Annotated in this window: 24 protein-coding genes; 8 read left to right on the forward strand and 16 right to left on the reverse strand. The window is 70.6% G+C overall.

Annotation, left to right across the window (positions count from 1 at the left end; genetic code table 11):
• Positions 1-9 precede the first annotated feature (9 nt).
• Together ACP4E5_RS39745 and ACP4E5_RS39750 are read left to right on the forward strand one after the other, a co-directional pair.
• Positions 10-1,362, forward strand: coding sequence for an MFS transporter (locus ACP4E5_RS39745; protein ID WP_425838042.1), 1,353 nt, complete (start codon positions 10-12; stop codon positions 1,360-1,362).
• 2 nt (positions 1,363-1,364) lie between these two features.
• On the forward strand, positions 1,365-1,823 hold the full coding sequence (locus ACP4E5_RS39750) for a MaoC family dehydratase (RefSeq protein ID WP_425838045.1): 459 nt from the start codon (positions 1,365-1,367) through the stop codon (positions 1,821-1,823).
• Positions 1,824-1,835: 12 nt separating this feature from the next.
• On the opposite strand, the gene ACP4E5_RS39755 is transcribed toward ACP4E5_RS39750, so the two are convergent.
• Positions 1,836-2,927, reverse strand: coding sequence for a Gfo/Idh/MocA family protein (locus ACP4E5_RS39755; protein ID WP_425838048.1), 1,092 nt, complete (start codon positions 2,925-2,927; stop codon positions 1,836-1,838).
• 114 nt (positions 2,928-3,041) lie between these two features.
• On the reverse strand, positions 3,042-4,328 hold the full coding sequence (locus ACP4E5_RS39760) for an ROK family protein (RefSeq protein ID WP_425838051.1): 1,287 nt from the start codon (positions 4,326-4,328) through the stop codon (positions 3,042-3,044).
• 182 nt (positions 4,329-4,510) lie between these two features.
• On the opposite strand from ACP4E5_RS39760, the gene ACP4E5_RS39765 reads away from it, so the two are divergent.
• From ACP4E5_RS39765 to ACP4E5_RS39780, 4 genes are all read left to right on the forward strand, one after another.
• Complete coding sequence (locus tag ACP4E5_RS39765; protein WP_425838054.1) at positions 4,511-5,698, forward strand: Gfo/Idh/MocA family protein; 1,188 nt, start codon at positions 4,511-4,513, stop codon at positions 5,696-5,698.
• A gap of 2 nt (positions 5,699-5,700) precedes the next feature.
• Complete coding sequence (locus tag ACP4E5_RS39770) at positions 5,701-6,654, forward strand: sugar phosphate isomerase/epimerase family protein (RefSeq protein WP_425838057.1); 954 nt, start codon at positions 5,701-5,703, stop codon at positions 6,652-6,654.
• 21 nt (positions 6,655-6,675) lie between these two features.
• Positions 6,676-7,491 carry a sugar phosphate isomerase/epimerase family protein gene (locus tag ACP4E5_RS39775; RefSeq protein WP_425838060.1) on the forward strand — a complete coding sequence of 272 codons (816 nt, stop codon included), beginning with the start codon at positions 6,676-6,678 and terminating at the stop codon, positions 7,489-7,491.
• 381 nt (positions 7,492-7,872) lie between these two features.
• Positions 7,873-9,198 (forward strand): MFS transporter, encoded by a 1,326-nt coding sequence (locus ACP4E5_RS39780; RefSeq protein WP_425838064.1) that lies wholly within the window; start codon positions 7,873-7,875, stop codon positions 9,196-9,198.
• Here the strand turns inward: ACP4E5_RS39780 and ACP4E5_RS39785 are convergent.
• Together ACP4E5_RS39785 and ACP4E5_RS39790 are read right to left on the reverse strand one after the other, a co-directional pair.
• Positions 9,182-10,267 carry a quaternary amine ABC transporter ATP-binding protein gene (locus tag ACP4E5_RS39785; RefSeq protein ID WP_425838067.1) on the reverse strand — a complete coding sequence of 362 codons (1,086 nt, stop codon included), beginning with the start codon at positions 10,265-10,267 and terminating at the stop codon, positions 9,182-9,184. The genes ACP4E5_RS39780 and ACP4E5_RS39785 overlap by 17 nt on opposite strands.
• 40 nt (positions 10,268-10,307) lie before the next feature.
• The gene (locus ACP4E5_RS39790) at positions 10,308-11,228 is read right to left on the reverse strand and encodes a LysR family transcriptional regulator (protein WP_425838070.1); all 921 of its coding nucleotides are present in this window, start codon (positions 11,226-11,228) and stop codon (positions 10,308-10,310) included.
• A gap of 157 nt (positions 11,229-11,385) precedes the next feature.
• Here ACP4E5_RS39790 and ACP4E5_RS39795 point away from each other — a divergent pair, with 157 nt between their 5' ends.
• Positions 11,386-11,727 (forward strand): DoxX family protein, encoded by a 342-nt coding sequence (locus ACP4E5_RS39795; protein WP_425838073.1) that lies wholly within the window; start codon positions 11,386-11,388, stop codon positions 11,725-11,727.
• Between the two features lie 3 nt (positions 11,728-11,730).
• Here the strand turns inward: ACP4E5_RS39795 and ACP4E5_RS39800 are convergent, their stop codons facing one another.
• A complete protein-coding gene (locus ACP4E5_RS39800; protein ID WP_425838076.1) occupies positions 11,731-12,765 on the reverse strand; it encodes a Gfo/Idh/MocA family protein in 1,035 nt (344 codons plus the stop codon).
• Positions 12,758-13,741, reverse strand: coding sequence for a 5-dehydro-2-deoxygluconokinase (gene iolC, locus ACP4E5_RS39805; protein WP_425838079.1), 984 nt, complete (start codon positions 13,739-13,741; stop codon positions 12,758-12,760). Before iolC ends, ACP4E5_RS39800 begins: the two co-directional genes overlap by 8 nt.
• A gap of 171 nt (positions 13,742-13,912) precedes the next feature.
• On the opposite strand from iolC, the gene ACP4E5_RS39810 reads away from it, so the two are divergent.
• Positions 13,913-14,518 carry a CatB-related O-acetyltransferase gene (locus ACP4E5_RS39810; protein WP_425841995.1) on the forward strand — a complete coding sequence of 202 codons (606 nt, stop codon included), beginning with the start codon at positions 13,913-13,915 and terminating at the stop codon, positions 14,516-14,518.
• A gap of 83 nt (positions 14,519-14,601) precedes the next feature.
• Here ACP4E5_RS39810 and ACP4E5_RS39815 read toward each other — a convergent pair whose 3' ends face one another.
• From ACP4E5_RS39815 to solA, 10 genes are all read right to left on the reverse strand, one after another.
• Complete coding sequence (locus ACP4E5_RS39815) at positions 14,602-14,976, reverse strand: VOC family protein (RefSeq protein ID WP_425838082.1); 375 nt, start codon at positions 14,974-14,976, stop codon at positions 14,602-14,604.
• Between the two features lie 99 nt (positions 14,977-15,075).
• Positions 15,076-16,533, reverse strand: coding sequence for a purine-cytosine permease family protein (locus ACP4E5_RS39820; RefSeq protein ID WP_425838085.1), 1,458 nt, complete (start codon positions 16,531-16,533; stop codon positions 15,076-15,078).
• Between the two features lie 189 nt (positions 16,534-16,722).
• Complete coding sequence (locus ACP4E5_RS39825; RefSeq protein WP_425838088.1) at positions 16,723-17,691, reverse strand: D-2-hydroxyacid dehydrogenase; 969 nt, start codon at positions 17,689-17,691, stop codon at positions 16,723-16,725.
• Positions 17,692-17,728: 37 nt separating this feature from the next.
• Positions 17,729-19,009, reverse strand: a complete 1,281-nt coding sequence (locus tag ACP4E5_RS39830) for an NAD(P)/FAD-dependent oxidoreductase (RefSeq protein ID WP_425841997.1) — start codon at positions 19,007-19,009, stop codon at positions 17,729-17,731.
• Between the two features lie 71 nt (positions 19,010-19,080).
• Positions 19,081-19,746: a haloacid dehalogenase type II gene (locus ACP4E5_RS39835; RefSeq protein WP_425838091.1), complete on the reverse strand. Its 666-nt coding sequence runs from the start codon at positions 19,744-19,746 to the stop codon at positions 19,081-19,083.
• Positions 19,747-19,804: 58 nt separating this feature from the next.
• Positions 19,805-20,632: an ABC transporter permease gene (locus tag ACP4E5_RS39840; RefSeq protein WP_425838093.1), complete on the reverse strand. Its 828-nt coding sequence runs from the start codon at positions 20,630-20,632 to the stop codon at positions 19,805-19,807.
• Positions 20,629-21,534, reverse strand: coding sequence for an ABC transporter permease (locus ACP4E5_RS39845; protein ID WP_425838096.1), 906 nt, complete (start codon positions 21,532-21,534; stop codon positions 20,629-20,631). The genes ACP4E5_RS39840 and ACP4E5_RS39845 overlap by 4 nt, the downstream gene beginning before the upstream one ends.
• Positions 21,531-22,655 (reverse strand): ABC transporter ATP-binding protein, encoded by a 1,125-nt coding sequence (locus tag ACP4E5_RS39850; RefSeq protein ID WP_425838098.1) that lies wholly within the window; start codon positions 22,653-22,655, stop codon positions 21,531-21,533. Before ACP4E5_RS39850 ends, ACP4E5_RS39845 begins: the two co-directional genes overlap by 4 nt.
• Complete coding sequence (locus tag ACP4E5_RS39855) at positions 22,648-23,727, reverse strand: ABC transporter substrate-binding protein (protein ID WP_425838101.1); 1,080 nt, start codon at positions 23,725-23,727, stop codon at positions 22,648-22,650. The genes ACP4E5_RS39850 and ACP4E5_RS39855 overlap by 8 nt, the downstream gene beginning before the upstream one ends.
• 55 nt (positions 23,728-23,782) lie before the next feature.
• Positions 23,783-24,922, reverse strand: a complete 1,140-nt coding sequence (gene solA / locus ACP4E5_RS39860; protein ID WP_425838104.1) for an N-methyl-L-tryptophan oxidase — start codon at positions 24,920-24,922, stop codon at positions 23,783-23,785.
• Positions 24,923-25,121: the final 199 nt, after the last annotated feature.

Genomic DNA, 25,121 nt, shown 5'->3' on the forward strand with positions numbered 1-25,121 from the left:
GAGCGAACCATGAGTGCGTCCACCGCCACCTCGCGTGCGGAGACCAGAGCCGCCAACAGAGCAGGATTCGGTGCCTTCGTCGGCTCCACCATCGAGTGGTTCGACTTCTACATCTACGGCACCGCGGCTGCGCTCGCCTTCGACAAGGCTTTCTTCCCCGAACTCGAAGGCGCCATTGGCACGTTGGTCGCCTTCGCCACCTTCTGGGTCGGCTTCCTCGCCCGCCCCATCGGCGGCATCGTCTTCGGTCACTTCGGCGACCGCCTGGGCCGCAAGAAGACCCTCGTCATCACGCTGCTGATGATGGGCCTTTCCACCACCGCGATCGGCCTGCTGCCGAGCTACGCCTCGATCGGCGTCGCCGCGCCGATCCTGCTGGTGTGCATCCGCATGATCCAGGGCATCGGCCTCGGCGGCGAATGGGGCGGCTCCGTCCTCATCGCCTCCGAGAGCGCGCCCAAGGGCAAGTCGGTGCTGTACGGGGCGTTCGCCCAGCAGGGCTCGCCCGTCGGCAACACCCTCGCCACGCTCAGCTTCCTGGCGATCAGTCAGCTGCCCGACGACGCCTTCGTGTCCTGGGGCTGGCGGGTGCCGTTCCTCGCCTCCGCCGTCCTCGTCCTCGTCGGTCTGCTGGTCCGGCTCAAGGTCGCCGAGTCCCCGGCCATGGCCAAGCTCATCGAGAAGAAGGAAGTCGTCAAGCTTCCGCTCACCGAGGTGCTGCGCAGCCACCCCGGCCTGATCGCCCTCGGCATCGGCGCCTGCACCATCGGCCTGTCCGCGACGTACTTCAAGTCGACGTTCGCCCTGTCCTGGGCCACCACGTCGCTCGACTTCGACCGCAGCACCTTCCTGACGATCATCCTCGTCGCCAACATCACGCAGGTCGTCGTCCAGCCCTTCGGCGCCGTCCTCGCCACCAGGATGAAGAGCTGGGCCCGCGCGGTCACCGTCATGCTGGTGCCCGAACTGGTCCTGCTGCCGGTGATGTTCCTGCTCATCAGCACCAACAACTACGGCCTCGCGATGCTCGGCGTCGCCGTCGCCACCATCCCGCACTGCCTGTACTACGCGGCCCTCGCCGGCATGCTCGCCAGCCGCTTCCCCGCCCACCTGCGCTACACCGGCATCTCCCTGTGCTACCAACTGTGCGGCACGCTGCTGGGCGGCACGACCCCGATCATCGGCCAGTTCCTGCTGAACCGGACGGGGTCCATCACCGCGGTCATCGCCTACGCCCTGTTCCAGGTCGCCCTCACCCTGGGCTGCATGCTGCTCCTGCTCAAGCGCCCCAACCACGACGAACTGGCCACCGATCCGGGCCCGGTGCGGCGCACGGTGACCGCAACCACGAACGGAGTCTGACCATGCCGCTGACCGTCAACGGCATCCCGGAGATCCTCGCCCTCGCCGGACGCGACCTCGGGCACTCCGACTGGAAGGAGATCACCCAGGAGCTCATCGACGCGTACGCGTACGTCTCCGGGGACCACCAGTGGATCCACACCGACGTCGAACGCGCCGCCGCCGGGCCGTACGGACGCACCATCGCTCACGGCTACATGGTCCTCAGCTGGGGCATCCCGATGTTCGCCGAACTGCTCCAGGTGAAGGGCGTGGGCCGGGCGCTCAACTACGGCGTCAACCGCGTCCGTTACCCGGCCCCCGTGCCCGTCGGCAGCCGCGTACGCCTGCATGCCTCCGTCGGTGACGTGACGGAGGTCGCGCGGGGCGGCGTGCAGATGACGCGGGCGTTCACCTTCGACCTTGAGGGCTCCGAGAAGCCCGCGTGTGTGGCGGAGTCGCTCACACACTTCTACCCGTAGAGCGACAGTTCCTCAGGGCCGGTCCAGCGGGGCCGGCCGCTTCACGGACGAACGCACCGTGAGCGCGCCCGACTCCGGCGACGCGAGAGCGATCCGCTCCAGCACATCCAGTACGTGGAAGGCGAACTCGCCGGACGCGCGGTGCGGACCGCCGTCGAGGTGCCGGGCCAGATCGAGGACGCCCAGCCCGCGGAAGGGCCCCGTGGCGGGCGCCTTCGCCTCGGTCACCGCGGGGAGTTCGCTCCACTCGGTGTCCCCGCGGCGCTTGATGCGCACCGGGCGGTCGAACGTGTTGGGGTCGGGCAGGGAGAGCGTGCCGCCGGTGCCGTAGATCTCCAGGTGCGGCAGCTCGGTGTCCCACACGTCGAAGGAGTACATCACCGTCGCGAGCACCCCCGAGTCGAAGCGGAGGATGGACGTGGCGTGCGTGGGTACCTCCACCGGCACCGACGCGACGGTGCGCTCGGGCGCCGTCACCGCCAGCTCCTTCTCGGCCATCGCGTTCGCGCCCATGACGTCCCGCACCGGGCCCAACAGGTGGACCAGGGCGGCCACATGGTATGGACCCCAGTCGAGGACGGGCCCGCCGCCGGCCTGGAAGAAGAAGCCGGGGCTCGGGTGCCACGCCTGCACCCGGCTGGAGCGTACGAAGCTGGTCGCGGCGAACGGCGTGCCGATCAGGCCGTCGTCGATCGCGGCACGCGCGGTCTGCCCGGCGGTGCCGAGGAACGTGTCGGGGGCGCCGCCCAGCGTGCGGCCCGTCTCGGTCGCGGTCACCAGGTTGGCGCGCGCCAGCTCGGTGGTCGCGGCCAGCGGCTTCTCCGTGTAGACGTGCTTCCCGGCGCGCAGGGCCGCCTCGTTGAGGGGCGCGTGCACGGCGGGCGGGGTGATGTTGACGACGATCTCCACGTCGTCGTCGGCCAGCAGCTCCTCGGTGGTGCCGGCGGCCGGGATGCCGAACTCGGCCGCGGCCGTGCGGGCCCGGTCCAGGTCCACGTCGGCGACGCGTGTGACGGTCAGCTCGGGGAGGGTGGCGATGCCGGCGGCGTAGGCACGGAAGATCGAACCGGTGCCGAGTATGCCGACGTTGACGCTGCGGCTCATGCGGGATGGCTTCCCTTCGGGCGGGTTGGGTTCGGGGGACGAGACCTCCGCCGGGAAGTGCACGATCTTGCGTCAATCAAACACCGGGGTCGGGGGATGTCAAGGGTGTGCGCGTCAACTCATGACGCCGGCCGTGCCGTGCGCCTCCCGTCCCAGTCTGCGTTCCATCAAGTCCACCACCCCGTCCGGTGACAGCACATGTTCCACCGCGAGGACCGTGGCGCCGACGCGTCCGGCCCGGTCGGCGAGGGTGCTCGGTTCGAGGACGAGCCTGCGGGTGGCCAGGGGGAGTGCCTGGCGGTAGACCACCGAGCGCACCCCGGCGAGCAGTTCGTCGCCCGCGCCCGCCAGAGCGCCTCCGAGGACCACGCGGGCCGGGTTGAAGACGTGCAGCAGGAGGGCCACCACCTCGCCGATCCGCTCGGCTCCTGCGCGCACGACACGCAGCGCCTCCGGGTCGCCGTGGGCCACGAGGCGCGCCAGGTCGCCGGTGCCGCCGAGCCGCGAACTGGACGCCTCCCGGCCCGCGTTGAGGTGGCGGATCATCACCGCCGCCGAGGCCACCGCCTCCACGCAGCCGCTCTTCCCGCACCGGCAGACCACCTCGGACGCGCCACCGGAGGTGACGGGAAGGTGCCCGATGTCGCCCGCCGCGCCGTCCGCGCCGCGGTGCAGTTCGCCGTCCGCCGACACCAGGCCGCCGCCGATGCCGGTCGACACCTTCACGAACAGCAGCGGGAGCTGGTCCTCGGGCAGGCTGCGGGCCTCGCCCAGCGCCATCAGGTTCACGTCGTTGTCGACGAGCACCGCGCAGCCGAAGCGCTCCGCGAGCGCGTCGCCGACGGGGTACCCGTCCCAGCCCGGCATGATCGGCGGCCGGACCGGCGCCCCGGCGGCATGATCGACGGGGCCCGGCAGGCCGACCGCCACCGCGCACAGCGGGACACTCCCCTCGGCCGCCGAGGCGAGCAGCTCGCGCAGGGCCGCCTCCACCTCGCCGAGCACCGCCTCGGGACCCTGCGCCAGATCGACGGCTATATGGCCGGTGGCCAGCGGGTTCTGCGACAGGTCGGCGACGGCGAGGCGGGCGTCGCGCGCCCCGATGTCCGCCGCGGCGACGAGGCCCGCCCGCGGGTTGAGCGAGAGGAGCTGCGGCGGCCGGCCGCGTCCGGCGCGCGCGACGCCGCCGTCCTCGACCACGACCCCGGCCTCGATCAGGGCGTCCAGGTGGCGGGTGACGGTCGAGCGGGCGAGCCCGGCACGTTCCACCAGGTCACCGCGGTGCACGGCGATGCCGGACGCGATCAGCCGGGCCAGCGTGGAGTACAGCAGCCCGCCGCCGTCCCGGAACCGCAGCGTGGGGACGGACAGACGGGCTCGGACGGAGGCAGAGGTGGACATGGCTGCACACCGTACGCCCCGCTCACCATTTATGACTCTCAAGATGCAGTAACTTTCGCTTGTCAGGGCCAAATTGCATGTCCTACGTTCATGACCGGGACGAGTTACCTCTGCCGACGGTGTGCACGGCGCCATGCGTGTCATGTGCGTCATGTGTCGACGTCGAAAGGAGGGCGGCCGCGATGGCCCCGCCCGCACCACCAACCCCTGACCCGAAGGCCGTGCAGCTCCGCTCCGGGACGGTCCGCTCCGCGATCGTCGGCGCGGGCATGATCGCCGAGGTGCACCGCCGCTCGGTGCGCACCGCGGGAGGCCGGCTGACCGGCGTGCTCGCCTCCACCCCTGAGCGGTCGGTGGAGGTCGCCGCCGAGTGGTCGGCGCCCGGCCAACCCGTCGCCGCCTACGGGGACTTCGACGACCTCCTCGCGGACGCGGACGTCGACGTCGTGCACATCTGCACCCCCAACCGCACCCACGCCGCGTACGCCGAGCGTGCCCTCGCGGCGGGGAAGCACGTGGTGTGCGAGAAGCCCCTCGCGACCTCCGTGGCCGACGCCGAACGCCTGGCGCGCGCGGCCGACCGTGCCGGGACCGTCGCCGCCGTGCCGTTCGTGTACCGCTACCACCCCCTCGTACGGGAACTGCGCGCCCGCGCCCGCACCGGAGAGTTCGGCAACTGGCATCTGCTGCACGGCAGTTACCTCCAGGACTGGATGCTCGACCCGGACGCCTCCGGCTGGCGCGTGGACCCGGGAGCCGGAGGGGACTCCCGGGCCTTCGCCGACATCGGCTCGCACTGGTGCGACCTCGTCGAGTGGGTCACCGGCGAACGCTTCACGGAACTGACCGCGCACCGTACGGTCACCGTGCCCGAGCGGCCGGTGGCCGGCGCCAAGTCCTTCTCCGGGGCGACGAGTTCGGGGGAGCGCTCCACCGTCGCCACCGAGGACGCCGCCGCGCTGCTGCTGCGCACCGAGAGCGGGGCGCTCGCCTCGACCGTGGTGTCCCAGGTCTCCGCGGGCCGCAAGAACCGCCTCTGGTTCGAGCTCGACGGATCGGCCGGCAGCGCCGTCTTCGACCAGGAGAACCCGGACACCCTCTGGCTCGGCGGCGAGGACTCCTCCCGGATCCTGCACCGCGGCGCCGGACACACCTCGCCCGAGCAGCAGCGCCTCAACGTCGTACCGCCCGGCCACCCGCAGGGCTACGTCGACTGCTTCGCCGCGTTCGTCGCCGACGTGTACGCGGCCGTCACCACCGGCGAGACCCCCGAAGGGCTCCCGATCTTCGCCGACGGCCTGCGCTCGGCCCGTCTCGTCGACGCCTTCCTGACCTCATCCGCCAACGGCGCCTGGACAAAGGTGAACTGACCATGAGTGAACGTGGATTGAATTCGAGCCGGATCAAGCTCGGCATGCTCACCGCCTGCCTGCCCTCCTGGGACCTCGACAAGATCGCCGAATACGCCGCCGGCCGTGGCTACCAGGCCCTCGAAGTCGCCGTCTGGCCCGGAACGGGAGGCCGCGACTTCGAGGCCGCGCACCTGCCCGTGGCCACCTTCACGGGCGAGGACGAGGAGCGCACCCGCGCCCTCCTCGACCGCCATGGCCTGGAGATCTCCGCGCTCGCCTACTACGAGAACCACCTCCACCCCGACCCCGAGCAGCGCGCCGCCTACGGCACCCACCTCAAGCACGCCATCGACACCGCGCAGCGCCTCGGCATCCCGTACGTCGGCACGTTCATCGGCCGGGACTGGACGAAGCCGGTCGCCGAGAACCTCGCCGAGGCCGAGCGGATCTTCCCCGGGTTCGTGGAGTACGCGGGGGAGCGCGGCGTGAAGCTCATCATCGAGAACTGCGTGATGGAGGGCTGGCACCCCGACGGCTACCCCGGCAACCTCGCCTACTCCCCGGAGCTGTGGGAGTGGATGTTCGACCTGGGCCTCTACCTCAACTGGGACCCCTCCCACCTCACCTGGATCGGCATCGACCCGGTGGAGACCATCGCGCCGTACGCGGACCGGATCGTGCACGCCCAGGCCAAGGACGTCGAGCTGCGTCCGCACGACCGGCAGCGCTACGGGCACTTCGGTCCTGCCCGTGACCGTACGAAGAACCCCTGGGACATGGGCTGGTGGCGCTACCGCGTCCCCGGGCGCGGCCAGGTCGACTGGGGCACGGTGCTCGACCGCCTCTACGAGCACGGCTTCACCGGCACCCTCTCCGTCGAGCACGAGGACCCCGTGTGGGGCGGCACCCCGCAGAAGGTGATCCAGGGCCTCGACATCGCCCACAGCACACTCCGCCCGCTGATCGTCGACTGACACCCGGAGGACCGACCCACCATGACTTCCACCCCTGAGCCGACCGGCACCCTGGCCGTCCAACTCTTCAGCCTCCGCGAGGACCTGGACCAGGACCGCCCCGGCACCCTCGCCCGCCTCGCCGACCTCGGCTACCGGTACGTCGAGCCCTTCGGCTTCGGCGACTGGCGCACCCCCGCCGAGGAGCGCCTGGCCAAGGCGCGTGCGCTCCGTGCGGACCTGGACGCGGCGGGCCTGAGCGTCTGCTCCCTGCACGCCTCGATCGCCGCCGAGGGCCTCGCCACCCTCGCCGAGGAGTGCCGCATCCTCGGCACCGACACCGTGTTCATCCCGATCCCGGGCCTCGTCGAGGGCTTCGACCACCAGGTGTTCGGCGACCTGGACACCCTGACCCGGTTCGCCGCCCGCGTCGGGGAGGCCGCCACCGAACTGGCCGGTCACGGCATCCGCCTCGGCTACCACAACCACGAGCTGGAGTGGACGACGCTGCCCGACGGCCGCGCCGGCTACGACGTCTTCTGGGAACTGGCCGACCCGCAGGTCCTCGCCGAACTCGACGTCTACTGGGCGACCGTCGCGGGCCAGGACCCGACGGCCGTCCTCCGCGCCCTCGACGGCCGCGTGGTGGCCGCGCACCTGAAGGACGGCAAGGCGGTACGCCAGGAGCCGCAGACCCCGATCGGCACCGGCGACGTCGACGTCCCCGCGGCTATCAAGGCGGGCGGCCCCACCTTGGCCTGGCACATCGCCGAAATCGACACAACAGACCTCGACCGCTTCGACCTCCTGGCCCGCAACAGGGACGCACTACTGAACCTGGGCACGTCCAGCAACTGACAACAGGCCGATCACCTCGAGCGCTTGAGAGACGGTCACCTCAAGCCCCGGTGGCCACATCACGCGGCTCGAGCGTTTGAGGAGCGGCCGACTTCGAGCTTGTGTGACCACATCAAGCGGCTCGAGCGCTTGAGAAACGGTCACCTCAAGCCCCGGTGGCCACATCAAGCACCTCGCGCGCTTGAGAAGCGGCCGACTTCGAGCCTGTGTGGCCACATCACGCGGCTCGCGCGGGTGAGGAGCGGCTGGCCCCAAGTCCCTGTAGCCACATCAAGCCCCTGCGGCGATTGAGCAGCGGGGTCCGGGGCAGCGCCCCGTGACCGCAACCCCGCCGCGGCGCAACAACTCCCCCCACCCCCCAGGCTCGCAAGGAGGCGAACCATGGGATCCACCCCGCACCGCCCCGACTCGGCAGAATACGACCCGACAAGAACCGACCCCGCAGGTGACACCCCATCCGTCACCGCGGCCATCCCTCCCCCCACTCGCAAGGCCTCGCCCCGGCTCGTCGTCTTCCTCGCGATCGCCCAGGCCGGCCTGTACTTCGCGCTCCTCACGCCGGTCTACGTCAGCCTCACCCTGAAGTTGCAGACCCTCACCGCGGACGGCGACGCGGTCACCGCCCTGGCCACCGTGTCGTCCATCGGCGCGGCCGGCGCCTTCCTCGCCAACCCGGTCTTCGGCCGGATCAGCGACATGACCACGGGCCGGTTCGGGCGCCGCCGGCCCTGGCTGGTGACCGGCGCGGCCGGGCTCACCTGCTGCCTACTGGTGATCGCCGTGGCCCCCAACGTGGCCACTGTCGCGGTGGCCTGGCTGTTCGCCCAGATCTTCGCCAACGCCGCGCTCGCCGCGTACCTGGCCTCGATCGCCGACCAAGTGCCCACCCGCCAGCGCGGCAAGGTCTCCGGACTGGTCGGCCTGATGCAGAACGCGGGCGTGCTTGGCGCCGCGTACGCGGGTCAACTCCTCGGCAGCGACATGCTGTTGCTGTTCATGGTGCCGGGCCTCGTCGGCCTCGCCGCGATGGTCCTGTACGCCGTGATGCTCCCGGACGTCCCGCTGCGGGAACGCCCGCGGACCGACGGCGGCCTGCGTACCGCGGTGAAGACGTTCTGGGTGAGTCCCCGTCAACACCCGGACTTCGCCTGGGCGTTCGCGTCACGGTTCATGATGATCCTGGCGTCGTTCATGTTCACCACGTTCCGGCTGATGTATCTGGAGCATCAGCTCGACCTGTCCGTGAGCGAGGCCACCGGCGCGATGGCCACCGGCGTACTCGTCTACACCGTCGCCCTGATGGTCGCCTCGCAGTCCGCCGGCTGGCTGTCGGACAAGACGGGCCGCCGCAAGGCGTTCGTCGGGGGCGCCACCCTGCTCTTCGGTATCGGCACGTACATGCTGGTGCACGTGGAATCCGTAGGTGCCTTCTACTGGGCTGAGTTGGTGCTCGGCCTCGGTTACGGCATGTACATCGGCGTCGACATCGCACTGGTCATGGACGTGCTGCCGGACCCGGACAACGCGGCGAAGGACCTCGGCGTCTTCAACGTCGCCAACGCGGGCCCCCAGGCCCTCGCCCCGGGCCTCGCGGGCTTCCTCGTCACCACGGTCGGCGGTGACAGCTACGCGACGATGCTGCACGTGGCGGCGGCGATCTGCGTGGTGGGCGCGCTGGTGGTGATCCCCATCAAGAAGGTCCGCTGACCCTGACGTCCGCCCCCTCACCGAGCACCGCCAGCAGCCGCTCCTGGCTCACCACCCCGGTCAGCACCTCGTCCTCGACGACGGCGACGGGCTCCGCGGACCGCTGTGCGCACGGCGCGAACAGGTCGGCGAGCGGAGTGTCGGGGCCGACACGGGCGCAGGCCCGCGCGAGCAGCTCGGTGTCGGTGAGGTCCGCGCGGCCCGGGCTCGCGCGCACGGTGTCGGGGGACTCCATGATGGCGCCCGCGGTCAGGACCCGCGAACGGTCCACGTCCTGGATGAAGTTGGCGACGTAGTCGTCCGCCGGGCGGACCAGGATGTCTTCGGGCGTGCCGTTCTGCACGATGCGGCCGTCGCGCATGACGGCGATGCGGTCGCCCAGCCGCATGGCCTCGTTGAGGTCGTGCGTGATGAAGACGATGGTCTTCTTGAGCTTCCTCTGGAGGACGAGCAGCTGGTCCTGCATGTCCCGCCGGATCAGCGGGTCCAGCGCGCTGAACGACTCGTCCATCAGCAGCAGGTCCGCGTCCGTGGCCAGCGCACGCGCGAGGCCCACGCGCTGCTGCATGCCGCCAGACAGCTCGTCGGGGAAGGACTTCTCCCAGCCCTTGAGCCCGGTCAGTTCGAGGGCCTCGGCGGCCCGCCGCTCGCGCTCCGCACGCGGGACACCCTGCACCGCGAGGCCGTAGGCCGCGTTCTCGAGCACGCTGCGGTGCGGGAACAGCGCGAAGTGCTGGAAGACCATGCTGATCTTGCGGGAGCGGACCTCCCGCAGCTCCTTGGCGGGCAGCGCGGTCAGGTCCTCGCCGTCGAACTCCACGTGTCCGGACGTCGGCTCCGACAGGCCGTTGAGCATGCGCAGCAGCGTCGACTTGCCCGACCCCGACAGCCCCATGACGACAAAGATCTTGCCGGATTCCACCGAGAAGGAGGCGTCGATCACGCCCGCCGTGGTGCCTTCGGAGCGCAGCTCCTCGCGGTCGGTCCCGGTGCGGAGCCGCTCGACCGCCTCTTCCTGTCGCCTGCCGAACACCTTGTACAGGTGCGCGGCCTCGAGCCTGACTGACACGTGAACCTCTGTTCTCTTCGGCCTGCCCAAAGGTGTGAGTTCAAGCAACATCCGTTGGCCGTGGTGCCTGCCCCGTCTCCGGCGGGGCAAACGCCCGCGCCGCCTCCGCGAACGCCCGGTGCCGCGAGGTCTCGTCGGTGGTGCGCCACACCAGCGCCCACTCGGTCGTGGGCGCGTCCCGGACGGGCAGGAACTCCACGCCGGGGTGGCGGTAGTAGCGCAGGACGTGCTCGTTGAGCGGGCTGATCGCGGCGCGGGCGGCGACCTGGGTGAGGACCTCGTGGAAGGTGCGGACGCGGGGGCCGCGCGGGACCGCGCGCCCGCTGGGCGTACGGGTGGGCACCATGGCCTCGCCCCAGTCCCGCGGCACCTCCGGGCCGACGTCGAGGACGGTGCGGCCGGCCAGGTCCTCCATGGAGACGTCGGCGTGCCCGGACAGCTCGTGCCCCGCCCACACCGCGAGCACCCGGCCCTCCGTGAATACCACGGGGCCCACGGTCAGATCGGGCTCCTCGACCGGCAGCCACAGCACCAGCATGTCGACCTCGCCGCGGCGCAGCGGCCCGTACGGATCGCTGAAGTGGACCTCCCGCAGCCGCACCTCGCAGTCCGGGTACAGCTTGCGGAAGTGCCCGATGCAGGCGCGCAGTTCGTGGCCGAGCGCGCCCATCACCCCGAGCCCGAGCGTGCCGGAGACACCGCGGGCGGCGGCGGTGGCCTCCGCGATCGCGGCGTTGATGGCGTCCTGTCCCCGCCGCAGGCCATCGGCGAGGCGCCGTCCGATCGGTGTGAGCCGCACCGTCCGGCTGGTCCGCTCGAAAAGCGGCGCGCCGATGCGCCGCTCCTGCGCCTTGACCGCCTGGCTGACCCTGGCCGCCGAGATGTGCAGCCGCTCGGCGGTCCGGCCGAAGTGCAGCTCGTCGGCGAGCGTCAGGATGATCTCGATGTCCCGCAGTTCCACCCCTGCGTCCCCTCCCCATCGTTAACGCGGGGATTATCGCTCGTTGCCGAGGCGGCCGTTGATGCTTCGGCCGGCGGCGAGGACCCTTGGCCCGGGACGGCCGCCCCTGTCACCTCCGCGTTTCATCATTCCTCACCTCCTGAAGGAGGACGCCCGTATGTCCGTCACCGTCGTCATCGTCACCGTCCTGACGGCCCTGTGGGTCGGCTTCTCCGGCGTCTCGCTGCTGCGCCGGGCCGCGTTCGTCGTGGAACCGCTCGTCTCCTACGGGATCCCCGACACCTGGTGGCCCCGGCTCGCCGCGGCCAAACTCCTCGGCGCGGCAGGCCTGTTGGTCGGTCTCCCCGTGCCGGCCGTCGGCGTCGCCGCGGCGATCGGCCTGGTCCTGTACTTCGTCGGGGCGGTGATCACCGTGCTGCGGGCGCGGTCCTACAAGACGGTCGCGTTCCCGGTGCTGTATCTGGTGCCGGTCGTGGCGACGCTGGCCGTCGGGATGTGACCGTCACCGCCGGTCGTCGCCCGCGTAGAAGTCGGGGCGCTTCGGGATGCCCGTGGTGACGACCCGGCCCGAGGTGCGGGACTCGACGGTGGCGCCGGTGATGACGGTGGCCGCGTAGCCGTTCCAGGCGGAGGGCCCCGTCGGCGCCCTGCCCGCCGTGAGGTTCGCGACCCACTCGCGGAACTCGGTGTCGAAGGCGTCGGCGAACCGGCCCGTCCAGTCCGGCAGGATCGCCGTGCTGTGCGCGCCCGCCGTGCGCACGCCGACCGCCGCCGGGTCGGGCAGCCGCACGAGCCCGTCCTCGCCGACCGCCTCGCACTGGATGTCGTAGCCGTAACGGCAGTTGACGAAGACCTCCAGGTCGATACGGACGCCGCCCGCCGTCTCGAAGAGCATGAACTGGGGGTCGGTGAGGTGCGGGTGCTTGTGTGTCGTCGAGCGCGGGATGATCACCTGGGTGGAGACGATCTCGTCGTCCAGGAGCCAGCGCAGCACGTCGATCTCGTGCACGGCCGTGTCGAGCGCGGCCATGTCGGAGGTGTACGAGGCCGGGGACGAGGCGTTGCGGTGCGCGCAGTGCACCATCAGCGGGGTGCCGATCCGGCCCGCGTCGATGACCTCCTTGAGCTGCCGGTAGCCCTGGTCGAAGCGGCGCATGAAGCCGACCTGGACGAGCCGCGCGCCGTGCGCCCGCTCCGCCTCGACGATCTTCAGGCAGTCCTCGGGCGTGGTCGCGAGCGGCTTCTCGCAGAACACGGGCTTGCCCACGGCGATGGCGTTCAGGACGTGCTCGGCATGGGTCGGCCCCCACGACGTGACGAGCACCGCGTCGACGTCCTCGGAGGCGATCAGTGAGGCACCGTCGGCGTACACCTTCGCGCCGGGGTACCGCGCGGCCTCGGCGGCGCGCTCCGCGTCGATGTCGGTGACCGCGGTGACCCGGGCCCCGACGATCACGTCGGTGAGCCGTCGGATGTGTTCCTGGCCGATCCAGCCGGCCCCGATGACACCTATGCGCACGTTCTTCTCCTCAGACATCGCCGCTCACCTCGCGGAGCTTCTCCTCGACCTCGGCAGCGGTGGGCATGGCGTCCGAGCAGGCGAGTCGGCCGGCCACCAGCGCGCCCGCGGCGTTGGCGAACGACACCGTCCGCGCCACGTCCCAGCCCGAGAGCAGCCCGTGGCACAGCGCCCCGCCGAACGCGTCGCCCGCGCCGAGCCCGTTGACGACGTCGACCGGCACCGGCGGCAGCTCGGCGACCGCGCCGCCGCGGTCCATGGCGAGCACGCCCTTGGGGCCCTGCTTCACGACGGCCAGCTCAACGCCCGCCTCCAGCAGGGCCGTTGCCGCCGCGTACGGCTCCCGCTCGCCGGTCGCGATCTCGCACTCGTCGAGATTGCCGACGGCGACCGTGGTGTGGGCGAGCGCCTCGCGGTAGTACGCGCGCGCCTGAGCGGTGTCCTTCGAGGCCGTGTCTTTCCGGGCCGTGTCCTTCCAGAACATGGGCCGCCAGTCCAGGTCGAAGACCGTCGTCCCCCGCTTGTCCCGGTGCTGGAGCGCCGCCAGCGTCGCCGACCGCGAGGGCTCCTCGCACAGCCCGGTCCCCGTCATCCAGAAGATCCGCGCCGACGCCACCGCGTCGAGGTCGAGGTCGTCGGGTCGGATGTCCAGGTCCGGCGCCTTGGGCAAGCGGTAGAAGTACAGCGGGAAATCGTCCGGCGGGAAGATCTCGCAGAACGTCACCGGTGTCGGCGCGATGCCGGAGGTGCCGACGAACGAGGCGTCAACGCCGTAGCCCGCCAAGGCAGTTCGCACGAACTCGCCGAAGGGGTCATCGCCGGTCTTGGTGATCACCGACGTGCGCCGTCCGTAACGGGCCGCGGCGACCGCGACGTTCGTCGGGCTGCCGCCGAGGTACTTCCCGAACGTCGAGACCTCCGCAAGCCCTACGCCGGTCTGGAGCGGATACACGTCCACCCCCACGCGGCCCATGGTCAACACATCGAACGGCATCTCGGCTGGCGTCCCTTCGCTCCGCTACTGACGCGCTCTGGCCCGAGTACGATCGTCCTTGTTCAAATGTCCTGTCAATGGGTGGTCGGCCGCTCGGGCCGGCCCCACGTGTACGAGAGAGGCCGACCGGTGACACCGAGCGTTCCCGCCGACCCGACCGCGTTGCACCCGATGCCGGAACAGCCTCGGGTCGTCCTCCTGAAACCCCTGGTCAAGTCGCCGCTCATCGAGGTCGGCGCGTTCTCGTACTACGACGACCCGGACGACCCGACCGCCTTCGAGACCCGCAATGTGCTGTACCACTACGGTCCGGAGAAGCTGATCATCGGGAAGTTCTGCGCGCTGGGGGAGGGCGTGCGGTTCATCATGAACGGCGCCAACCACCGCATGGACGGCCCCTCCACGTTCCCGTTCCCCATCATGGGCGGGTCCTGGGCCGAGCACTTCGACCTCATCACCGGGCTGCCGGGGCGGGGCGACACCGTGGTCGGCAACGACGTGTGGTTCGGCTACGGCGCGATGGTGATGCCCGGCGTCCGCATCGGGCACGGGGCGGTGATCGCCTCCGGGGCCGTGGTCGTCGACGACGTCCCCGACTACGGCATCGTCGGCGGCAACCCGGCCCGCGTCATCCGCCGCCGGTACAGCGACGCCGACATCGAGCGGCTGCTCCAAGTGGCGTGGTGGGACTGGCCGTTGGAGCACATCACCGAGCACGTACGGGACATCATGTCGGGGAGCGTCGACGACCTGGAGCGGGCCGCGCCGACCGGCTGAGCCGGGGCGGCACGGCCCGCCGGTTTCGTCTCCAGGCTGCCCGTGGGCCGCCCGCCGTTCCCGTCCCCGTTCCCGTCCCGGGCTCAGTGCAGGCAGAGGCAGAACGGGTGGCCCGCCGGGTCCGCGTAGACCCGCCAGTTGGTGTCCGGGTGGAGCTGGTCCGTCCGCTCCAGGACGGTCGCGCCGAGGGCGAGCACCCGCTTCTCGTCCGCCTCGAGGTCGTCCACGTCGAAGTCGAGGTGGATCTGCTGCGGGCGCTCCTGGCCCGGCCACTGCGGCGGCCGGTACCCGTCCACCCGCTGGAACGCCAGGCGTGTCCCCTCGAACCCCACCACGTCGACCCAGTCGGGGTCCTCGGGGTCCAGGACCACCCGGCCGCCGAGCAGCTCCGCGTAGAACTCGGCGAGCTGTACGGGGTCGGCACAGTCCAGTGCGACCGCCTGCAGTTTTCGAATCACTTCCGGCACTCCTCGCTCTTCCGCCGCTTCTGCGACATCCTGCACGGGAAGTGTCGTACCCGCCACCGCGGCGGACACACCCGCCGCGGCGTCCCGCCGTCAGCCGCGACCGATCAAGTCCGGCACGGGCTCCGCCAGTTGCTCGACCCCGGCGTCCGGAGAGGCCGCGGCGACGGCGGCGCTCGGGCGTCGCCACAGCGGCTTCAGCCGGTAAGTGAACAGGTACACGATGACCGCGACACCCGCGGCGACGAGCATGCTCAGGTCGCCGGCTCCCGGGTGGGCCGAGGCGAAGGCCCCGGTGTAGATGTCGGACACCCAGAAGGGCACGGACGCCACCACGCCGGCCGCCCAGGCCACCAGGCCCCAGTCGACGACCCGGGAGCGGTCGTAGAGCTCGGCGATCCTGCGGGGGTCACTGCGCCCGCCCAGGTAGAAGTCGATCAGCAGCACGGCGGCGAACGGCGCGATGAAGTACGCGGTCAGGTTGAGGAAGACCTTGAACTTGTCCTCCGTGCCGGAGGCGCCCCACAGGCTGATGCCATAGGCGAGGACGCAGATCCCGGCGACCGCCTGGGTGCGGGTGACGGGGACCTTGAGGGTCTGGACGGAGATCGCGCCGCCGTAGACGTTGAGGAAGTTCTGGGCCAGCGCGGACAGGCCCACGGCGACGAGCGCGGGGACGGCGAACGGGCCCATCAGCTCGTGCAGGGCGGTGATGGTGTCCGAGCTGGAGGCGGAGGCGCCGACCACGACACCGAGGATGCCGAGCCAGGCGATGGTGAGGAAGTTGCCGAAGGCGGTGTACCAGGTGGTCTGCCGCACGACCTTCGCGGTGTCGGGCAGGTAGCGCGAGTAGTCGGAGGCGAAGGGCATCCACGCCACCAGGAACGCGAGGAACCAGCCACCGAGGGTGATCGAGCCACCGGCCGCGCCGACGTAGCCGTCCGCGTGCGGATTCGCCTCGAAGAGGCTGCCGCCGCGGACCACCGCCACGACCGTGATCAGTACGAACAGCGGAGTGAGGACGTACGTCAGCGCCCGCTGCAGGAAATTGATCATGTTGTAGCCGAAGATGGCCACGACGAGCTCGATCGCGGTGAGCAGCAGGGCGCACAGCCAGTACGGCAGGTGGCTCAGCTCGGCGAAGGCCTTGCCGCCGAGGATGACCGTGACGGCCGCCCAGCCCACACCGGAGAACACGTTGATGTAGGCGACGGGCACGAAGTTGCCGAAGAAGCCCAGCGGCCCCCTCGCCTGGATCTGCTGCGGCACACCGAGGCGGACGCCCATGCGCGACATGATGGCCATCAGGACGGCGCCGACGCCTGCGCCGACGACGATCGCGGCGGCGGCGGTGGTGAAGCTGAGCCCGAACCACGCGGCGCTGAAGCCGAGCAGGATGACCGGGAAGTTCAGCCCGGCCGCGAACCACACGAAGAACTGCGAACTCGGCTTGCCGTGCCGCTCACTGTCGGGGATGTGGTCGACACCGAACGGCTCGACCTTGGTGACGGCGCTGCCGTAGACAGGTGGGCCCTGTGCGTCATGAGTCATGGCGTGCTCCAAGAACGTGGGGTGCGGGGGCGGACGCGAGTCACCACGGAAGGGGCGCCGTCTGCGAGATGTCGAAGAAGCCGCCACCGCTGTAGACGAGCGGGGCGAGCTCAGAATGAGACGCCGACACTACACGTCCGGCGAATCCGGTGTGACTCCCGGCCTCCGGACGTTCCCCGGGGCCCACGTTCAAGGAGTGAGCGGGACCACGTTCCGCAGCGGCCTCCCCTCGACGCGTCGCCTCAGGTTGTCGAGGAAGAGGTCGGCCAGGGCCTCGCGGTGGCCGGTGGACTCGCCCGCGGTGTGCGGCGAGACGATGACGCCCGGCATGTCCCACAGGGGCGACGTACGGGGGAGCGGTTCCTCGGCGAAGACATCCAGAGCCGCGCCCGCCAGGCGGCCCTCTGCCAGGTGGGACGTCAGGGCCTGCTCGTCGACCAGGGCGCCGCGGCCCACGTTCACCAGGCGCGCGCCCGGCTTCATCGCGCGCAGCGCCGCCGTGTCGACCATGCCCCGCGTCTGGTCGGTCAGCGGCGCGGCCAGCACCACGTAGTCCGCTTCCGCGAGCGCGCCGCGCAGGGTGGCCGGTCCGTGCACGGAGCCGAAGTCCGGGTCGGTAGGGCGGGCGGTGCGGCCGGCCCCCGTGACACGCATGCCGACCGCCGAGAGGAGTCGGGCGACGGCCCGGCCGATGGGGCCCGTGCCCCACACCAGGGCGGTGCGGCCGGTGACGGTGTCGCTGTCGCGCGGGCGCCACTCGCGGCGGCGCTGGTGTTCCAGGGTGCCCGGCAGGTCCTTCGCGAGGGCGAGGACGAGGCTCAGGACGTACTCGGCGATCGGGCGCTCGTACACGCCGCGGGAGTTGGTGAGGGTGAGGTCAGGGTTCGTGGTCAGGGCCGGGAAGAGGAAGGGGTCGACGCCCGCCGACGCCGCGTGCACCCAGCGCGGCGCCAGATCCGGGTCGTCCGGCCACGCCTTGCGCAGGGCGGGCGTGAGCGTGATCCACGCGAACAGGGCGTCCGCGCCGGGCAGGAGGTAGGGCAGCTCGTCCTCGGTGGAGTAGACGGTCTCCGCGAGTTGCTCGATGCGTTCCGTGGCGGGCGGGAGCGTGCTGCCGTGGAGGACGACCAGGCGGCCCCGGGGATGGATCGCGGTCATGGTGGTTGCCTCGTGGTCCGTTCGGGAGGAGGTGGTGTCAGCGCACACGGTCGAGCGTGCGGTAGAAGGCGCCGGCGAACGGCAGGAACCAGGCCGTGCCGTTGTAGAGCGGGATGCGCGGCGCCGGGAGGCCACGCACCGGGCTCGCCTCCGGGCGGCCCGCCATGACCTGAGCCATCACCTTCCCCATGTACGTGGCCATCTGGACGCCGTGCCCCGCGTACCCCATGGAGTAATGGATGCCGTCCTCGGTGCGTCCCGCGTGCGGGATGCGGTCCATCGCGAAGCCGACGCTGCCGCCCCACAGGTACTCGACCTTCGTGGCGCCCAGTTGCGGGAAGACCGTGCGCATGTCGCGCAGCAGGATGGCGCCGCTCTTCTTGTCGTTGGTGGGATCGGAGGGCGCGAAGCGGGCCCGGCCGCCGAACAGGAGGCGGTTGTCGGGGGTCAGCCGGTAGTAGTGGCCGATGTTCTTGGTGTCGACGATGAGCCGGCCGCGCGGGATCAACTTCTGGGCGAGGCTCTCACCGAGAGGCTCGGTGACGACGATGAAGCTGCCCACGCACACCTGCTTGCGCCGCAGCCACGGAAATGCCTTCCCGGTGTACGCGTCCGTGGCCATCATGACCTGCTCGGCCCGGACCACTCCGCGCTCCGTCTGGACCGTGAACTTCCCGTCGCCGCCACGCCGCACGCCGCTCGCAGCGCACCGCTCGTGGATCTGCACCCCGGCCCGCTCGGCCGCCTCCGCCAGGCCGTGCACGAACTTGCCCACGTGCAGGACCGCGCTCAGCGGGTCCAGCAGCGCGCCGTGGTAGACGTCGGAGCCGATCTCCGAGCGCAGCTCGCCGGGCCCGATGAGCTGCGTCTCATGCCCGAAGTGCCGTGCCAGGTCCCGCTGTTGGGCCTTCTGGTGCGCGAAGTGCTCGGGCCGCGCCGCGACCCCGAGACGCCCGACCCGCCGGAAGTCGCAGTCGATCGACTCCTCGGACACCAGCTCCTCGACGGTGTCGACCGCGCGCCGGTACGCGTCGTACAGCTCCTTGGCGCGATCCAGACCGTAGCGGCGGATCGCCTGCCGGACGCCGATGGTGAAGCCCTGATTGCACATGGAACCGTTGCGGCCGGAGGCGCCGGAGCCGACTTTGTCCCGTTCCACGAGGGTGACACGCAGGCCGTCGCGCGCGGCGTGCAGCGCGGTGGACAGGCCGGTGAGGCCCGCTCCGACGACGACCAGGTCGGTCTCCTCGGGCAGCGGCTTGCCGGAGCGGTCGGGGAACGCGGGGGCGGTGTCGATCCAGAAGGGAATGTGCTTCAGCGTCAACGCGGGCTCCAGGAGGAAGAGTTGGGCGCCGCCGCCCCGCGGGAGGTCCGGGGGCGGCGGGCGGTTCAGCAGCCGAGCAGCTCGGGAAGCCCGCTCATCTCGCTCATCTCGTCGTACGGCTGGTACGCCTCCGAGCCTCGGTTGGACTGCCGGTTGATCCACACGCGGCGCTTGATGCCCAGGTCGTAGGTCGGGATGATGTCGTACTCCCAGCCCTGCGCGCAGTGGATGACCTGCGCGGGAGCGATGTCCATCTTCTTGTACGCGAACTCGAAGGTCTGCCGGTCGGGCTTGTAGGCGCCGGCCTGCTCGGCCGTGATGACGTGGTCGAAGTCGACGCCGATCAGCTCGATGTTCTTCTTGATGTAGTCGTCCATGGTGTTGGAGATGATGCAGATCTCGTAGCGCTCCTTGAGGCGGCGCAGTGCCTCGGGAACCTCCGGGAACGGGCCGAAGGTGGGCACGATGTCGACGATGGCGTCACCGTCCGCCTTGGTGTAGCGCAACCCGTGCAGGCGCATCGCCTTCTCCAGGCTGGAGCGCAGCACCTCGTCGTACGGGCGGTACGCCTCGAGCACCGCCTGGTAGCGCATGACGCGGAAGTTGTCGAGGAACTCCCGTGCGTCCACGCCGACTTCGTCGATGCGGTCCTGGAGCAGCTCCTGGGTGGGGCCGCTCATCTTGAAGTCGACGAGGGTGCCGTAGGCGTCGAAGGTCACGATCTCGCGCATGGGGGATCTCCGATCAGAGAGTGGTGAGGGTGTGCGGAGGCGGGTGTGTACGGGCTGGTCAGGGGTTCGGCAGGATGCCCTTCTGGCGTCCGCCGCTCAGCTTGCGGACCACCGCCACGAGCGCGAGCGCCGTCGCGGTGAGGGCGATGAGTACGGTGCTGATCGCGGTGACGGTGGGGTCCATGTCGTACTGCAGGGCGTTGAACACCTCGACGGGCAGCGTCCTGGTCCCGGCCGTGGACAGGAACTGGGCGATGAAGAACTCGTCGAAGCTGGTGATGAACGAGAACACGGCCGCCGCGATCAGTCCGGGTGTCGCCAGCGGGAGCGTGACGCGTCGCGCGATAGTGGCACGGTTCGCACCCAGGCTCGCCGCCGCGTCCTCGAGACGGGAGTCGATGCCGCGCAGCGTCGACACCATGATCATGACGGCGATGGGGGCGGACAGGACGGTGTGGCCGAGGGCCATGGCGATCGGGCTGCCGACCATCGAGAGGTCGTTGAAGAAGAGGAACAGGCCGAGTGCCACGACGACTTGGGGGACGAGGAGCGGCGCGAGCACCAATCCGTACACGGCGGATCTGAGGGGCAGGGTGCCGCGGGTCAGGGCGGTGGCCGCCGTCACTCCGAGGATGAGCGAGAAGACGGTCGTCAGGGCGGCGACCCCGCAGCTCAGCGTGATCGCGGTGGGCCAGTCGCTGCCGGCCGCGAACACCTCGCCGTACCAGCGGGTGCTCAGTGTCTTCGGCGGGAAGGTCCCGACGCCGTCGGCGCCGAACGAGGTCACGACGATGACGGCGAGCGGCAGCGCGAGGAAAAGGAGGACGACGGTCGCGGCGGCGGTGCGGGCGGCGGAGCCCGAGCGAGTGGCAGGCAGCTCGATCACGGTGTCACCCCCACGGACTGACGGAGTGTCCTCTCCCGGCGTCTGCGCACCAGTTCCAGCACGCCGAGCCCCAGGAACGTAAGGAGCAGAAGGATCACGCCGAACGCGGCGGCCTGGTTCCACTGGTTCTGCTTCATGACCTGCTGGTCGATGAGGGCCGAGACGACGGTCTGGTGCTCGCCGCCCATCAACGCCGGGGTGATGTAGTAGCCGAGGCAGAGGATGAAGCTCAGCAGGCCCGCGGCCACCAGGCCGTGCGAGACCAGCGGCAGATAGATCCGGCGGAACACGGTGAACCGGCTCGCCCCGAACCCGGCCGCCGCGGCGAGCAGCCGCCGGTCCACCGAGCGCATCGTGCCCTGGAGCAGCAGCACCGTGTACGGGAGCATCACGGAGGTGGTGCCGATGACGACGCCGGTCTCGTTGTAGAGCAGCGAGTACGGTGCGCCCGGCACGTGCAGGGAGGTCAACACCTCGTTGAGCAGGCCGTGTTCGCCGAGCAGGATGATCCAGCCGTAGGTGCGGACCAGCGCGCTGATGAAGTGCGGGACCACCACGATCAGCATCGCGAGCGCCGCGAACACCGGACGCATCCGGGAGATGGCGTGGGCCAGGACGAAGCCGATGACGAGGCTCGCCACCGAGCTCTCCAGCGAGATCCGCAAGGTGGTGAGCAGTACGGACAGATTGGCGCCCGCGAGCGCGTCGGCGTACCAGTGCAGGGTGAAGTCGCCGGTCGTGCCCTGCAGGCTGAGCGCGAGCACACCCACGATCGGGTAGACGAAGAGGAGGGCGAGGAAGACGACGGTCGGCGCGGCGTTGGCCAGGCCGAGGCGGGTGCGGCGACCGCCGAGCGCCCGGAACGTGCGGGGCACGAAGGACGTCACCGTGGCCATGGTCATCCCGCCTCCGCCGCGTCGAAGAGGGTGACGTCGTCGGGGTCCGCGCGCAGGCCGATGCGCTCGCCGGTGTGTGGAGGGCGCGCGGAGGACAGCTCGATCCGCACGGGCAGGGCGTGCGGGTCGGCTCCGTCCGGGCGCAGGGAGACGCGGGTCAGCGTGCCCACGTACGTCACCAGCTCCACGGTTCCGGTCAGCGCACCCTCGTCGGCCGGACACGGCAGCAGCCTGCCGGGCCGGACGGCGGCACGGACCTGGTGGCCGGCCGCGTACGGATGGGGGCGCGTGGTCAGGTGGCCGCCCGTGTCGAGGCGCACCCGTGTGCTGTCGCCGTCCCGTGAATCGACCGTGCCGGGCAGGAAGTTGGCGGCGCCGAGGAAGTCCGCGACGAACGGGGTTCGGGGGTGCTCGAAGAGCTCGCGCGGGGTATCGAACTGCTCGATGCGGCCGTCCCGCATGACCGCGATCCGGTCGGAGAGGACGAGCGCCTCCTCCTGGTCGTGCGTCACGTAGACGACGGTGAGGCCCAACTCCCTTTGCAGTGACTTGATCTCGGTCTGCATCTGGTCGCGGAGCTTCTTGTCCAGCGCGCCGAGCGGCTCGTCCATCAGCACCACGGGCGGCCGGTAGACGAGGACCCGGCACAGGGCGACCCGCTGCTGCTGCCCGCCGGACAGTTCGGCGGGCCGGCGTCCCGCGAGCCCGGACAGGCCCGCGGATTCGAGGACCTCGCCGACCCGGCGGCGTATCTCCTCCTTCGGCACACCCCGCAGTTCCAGTGGAAATGCGATGTTCTGACCGACGGTCATGTGTGGGAACAGCAGGTACTGCTGGAACACGAAGCCGAAGTCCCGCTTGCCGGGGGCGAGCCGGGTCACGTCGCGGCCGCCGACCAGGACGCTCCCGGAGTCCGGCTCCGTGAACCCGGCGATCATCATCAATGTGGTTGTCTTGCCCGACCCGGAGGGACCGAGGAAGGTCACGAACTCGCCCTCCGCGATGTCCAGTTCGACATCGTCGACGACGGTGGCGCCGGCGTACGACTTGCGCAGCGCGGACGCGGTGAGGAACGGCGTCGCGGGTGCGGTGGTGGCGGGCCCCGGCGCGAGGAGGGACTCAGACATTCGCCCACTCCTGCCAGCGTTTGGCGACGGCGTCCTGATTCTTGTCCCACCAGTCGACATCGAGGTCGAAGCCCGTCTTGAGGTGCGCCGCGGACGTGGGAAGTCGTTCGAGGTCACCGGTGGAGAGCCGCTTGAGTGCGGCGGGTACGACGGGTCCCTGCGGGAAGATCTTCGCCAGCGCGGCCTGCACCTCGGGCCGCAACGAGTAGTCGATGAGCCGGTACGTGGTGTCGAGCTTCTCGCTGCCCTTGGGGATCGCCCAGCCGTTGGTGTGTCGCCGGGCGCCCGCCCACTGATAGGCGACCGGCTGACCCTGCTTGATCAGATCGTCGGCGCGGCCGTTCCACAGGCTCGTCAGCGCGACTTCCTTGCGTCCGATCAGGAGGGCCGGCATGGCGCCGGTGTCCCAGAACTTCTTCACGTCACCGCGGATGCGGGTCATCGCCTTGAACGCGCGGTCGACATCGAGCGGATACAGCTCGTCGAGCGCCACCCCGTCGGCGAGCAGGGCGAACTCCAGCTCCGGGACGTCGGCGTCGAGGCTCTGCAGGGAGCGGGGACCGGAGAACTTCGAGGTGTTCCAGAAGTCGGCCCAGTTCCTGGGCGTACGGGCAAGCGAATCCTTGCGGTACGCCATCAGGCTCGCCCAGGTGTTCTTGCCGATGGCGTACTCGGTGCGCAGATGGTCCGGGACGGGCCCCGCGTGCTTCAGGCGGTCGTGGTCGAGGGGGTGAAGCGCCCCCGCCCGCGCCATCTTCGGATACACGAGCAGCGAGTTGTCGATGACGTCGAACTGTGGATCGCCCTGCTTGATCTGCGCGAGGATCTGCGCCGACTGGTAGTTCACCGTCGTGATGGAGATCCCGGTCTCTTTGGAGAACGGGTCGTAGACGGCCTTCCGCAGCGCGTCGCCGTACGTGCCCCCGCTGTTGCTGACGACGAGGGACTTGCTCGACTTCCCGCCCGACGCGCCGCGGCTGGTGCCGCTGCCGCATCCGGCGACAGCGGCGGCGGCGGTGACACCGCCTGCGGTACGCAGCAGGGACCTGCGGGGTATCCGGGTGGCTCCCAAGGCAGACGCCTCCTGGGGATCGGGGGTGGGTCAGTGCGTGTGTGGGGGAGGTGTCTCAGTTGGCGTGCGTGGGCCGCGGCGCGAGGAAACCGATGGGATGCTCGGTCTTCCCGTCGAGCGCGAGGTCGGCGGCGATCTCACCGAAGCCGGGAGACATCTTGAATCCGCTGCCCGAGAAGCCGGCGAGGACGAGGATGTCCTCGGCTCCGGGCAGCGGCCCGACGAGCGGATTCGAGGACTCGGTGTAGCCCTCCATGTAGACGTTCAGGCGCACCGGGTCGGGGTGGAGGTCGGGCATGAGGTCCGCGATGAGCGTGCGGAACGTCTCCAGCTCCTCCGGGTGCTGCACTTCGCGATCCAGCCGCTCGGGGTCCCGCACGAGCCGGTGCTCGGGCCGGGAGAGCCCGATCTTCACGGTCAGCCTGTCGGGGGAGGGGAGGCCGTAGCAGTCGCGCGGGGCGCTGCGGACGAACGGGGGAGCGCCGTGCGCGAACCAGTCGTGCGTCGTCGGCACGTGCCAGGAGCTGATCAGGCGGCGGACCTCCACCGGGCGCGGCAGATCGGGCAGCAGCAGATTCACCCAGGGCCCCGCCGTCACCACGACCCGGTCGACGCGGTCCACGCCGTGGTCCCCGATCACGTCCACACCTCCGCCGGCCACGGGCCGAAGCTCGCGGACCGTGCAGTAGCGGCGCAGCGTCGCCCCGAGCTGTTCGGCGCGGCGGGCCGCGCTCAGCACGGAGGCCTCGGGGCGGATGATGCCGCCCTCCCGGTCGAGGACCGCGATGTGCCCCTCGGGCATCCGGTGCATCGGGTAACGGTCGGCCATGGCACGGGGGTCGAGCACCTCATGGTCGAGGCCGTGCGTCTCGCTGGTTTCCAGCAGCGTACGGATCGGCCCGGAATCGGCCTCACCCATGATCAAGGCACCGCTGCGGCGCCGCAGTTGACGGCCGGTGTCCCGCTGCAACTCCTCCCACAGCCGGTCCGCGAGGGCGAGGACCGGCCGGTACGCGGGCTCGCCGAGGTGTGCCGCCCGGTAGATCCGGCTCTCGCCGCCGGCCGCGCCCCGGTCGTGCCCGGGGGCGTAGCGGTCGTAGCCGATGACATCGGCGCCGCGAGCGGCGAGGCGCCACATGGTCTGGCTTCCCATGGTGCCGACACCGACCACTGCGATACGCGGACGAGCGGTCATACGGATCTCCTCTCGCACCGGAACCGGACCTGTCGGCGGCCTTCGGCGAGCGCCGTCCTCCGGTGCCCCACACTCTCGGCGCGGACGCAGGCGCAGGTCAACGCACACTCTGTTCCGTCCAGCGGCCGTGTGTTGACGTTCTGTTCGCGCGCCGTCGCGACCGGTGTCCGGACTTCGAAACGTAACAACAGCTGTCTTG

This window comes from Streptomyces fractus (genome assembly GCF_049844455.1).
GTDB classification, from domain to species: domain Bacteria; phylum Actinomycetota; class Actinomycetes; order Streptomycetales; family Streptomycetaceae; genus Streptomyces; species Streptomyces fractus.

Bases quoted from the DNA above. Each gene is read 5' to 3' on its own strand.
- iolC (WP_425838079.1), bottom strand. From the start codon at position 13,741: ATGCCGTTCGATGTGTTGACCATGGGCCGCGTGGGGGTGGACGTGTAT.
- ACP4E5_RS39820 (WP_425838085.1), bottom strand. From the start codon at position 16,533: ATGACTCATGACGCACAGGGCCCACCTGTCTACGGCAGCGCCGTCACC.
- ACP4E5_RS39755 (WP_425838048.1), bottom strand. From the start codon at position 2,927: ATGAGCCGCAGCGTCAACGTCGGCATACTCGGCACCGGTTCGATCTTC.
- ACP4E5_RS39825 (WP_425838088.1), bottom strand. From the start codon at position 17,691: ATGACCGCGATCCATCCCCGGGGCCGCCTGGTCGTCCTCCACGGCAGC.
- ACP4E5_RS39810 (WP_425841995.1), top strand. From the start codon at position 13,913: ATGCCGGAACAGCCTCGGGTCGTCCTCCTGAAACCCCTGGTCAAGTCG.
- ACP4E5_RS39780 (WP_425838064.1), top strand. From the start codon at position 7,873: ATGGGATCCACCCCGCACCGCCCCGACTCGGCAGAATACGACCCGACA.
- solA (WP_425838104.1), bottom strand. From the start codon at position 24,922: ATGACCGCTCGTCCGCGTATCGCAGTGGTCGGTGTCGGCACCATGGGA.
- ACP4E5_RS39835 (WP_425838091.1), bottom strand. From the start codon at position 19,746: ATGCGCGAGATCGTGACCTTCGACGCCTACGGCACCCTCGTCGACTTC.
- ACP4E5_RS39850 (WP_425838098.1), bottom strand. From the start codon at position 22,655: ATGTCTGAGTCCCTCCTCGCGCCGGGGCCCGCCACCACCGCACCCGCG.
- ACP4E5_RS39765 (WP_425838054.1), top strand. From the start codon at position 4,511: ATGGCCCCGCCCGCACCACCAACCCCTGACCCGAAGGCCGTGCAGCTC.
- ACP4E5_RS39760 (WP_425838051.1), bottom strand. From the start codon at position 4,328: ATGTCCACCTCTGCCTCCGTCCGAGCCCGTCTGTCCGTCCCCACGCTG.
- ACP4E5_RS39800 (WP_425838076.1), bottom strand. From the start codon at position 12,765: ATGTCTGAGGAGAAGAACGTGCGCATAGGTGTCATCGGGGCCGGCTGG.
- ACP4E5_RS39770 (WP_425838057.1), top strand. From the start codon at position 5,701: ATGAGTGAACGTGGATTGAATTCGAGCCGGATCAAGCTCGGCATGCTC.
- ACP4E5_RS39750 (WP_425838045.1), top strand. From the start codon at position 1,365: ATGCCGCTGACCGTCAACGGCATCCCGGAGATCCTCGCCCTCGCCGGA.
- ACP4E5_RS39745 (WP_425838042.1), top strand. From the start codon at position 10: ATGAGTGCGTCCACCGCCACCTCGCGTGCGGAGACCAGAGCCGCCAAC.
- ACP4E5_RS39845 (WP_425838096.1), bottom strand. From the start codon at position 21,534: ATGACCATGGCCACGGTGACGTCCTTCGTGCCCCGCACGTTCCGGGCG.
- ACP4E5_RS39795 (WP_425838073.1), top strand. From the start codon at position 11,386: ATGTCCGTCACCGTCGTCATCGTCACCGTCCTGACGGCCCTGTGGGTC.
- ACP4E5_RS39775 (WP_425838060.1), top strand. From the start codon at position 6,676: ATGACTTCCACCCCTGAGCCGACCGGCACCCTGGCCGTCCAACTCTTC.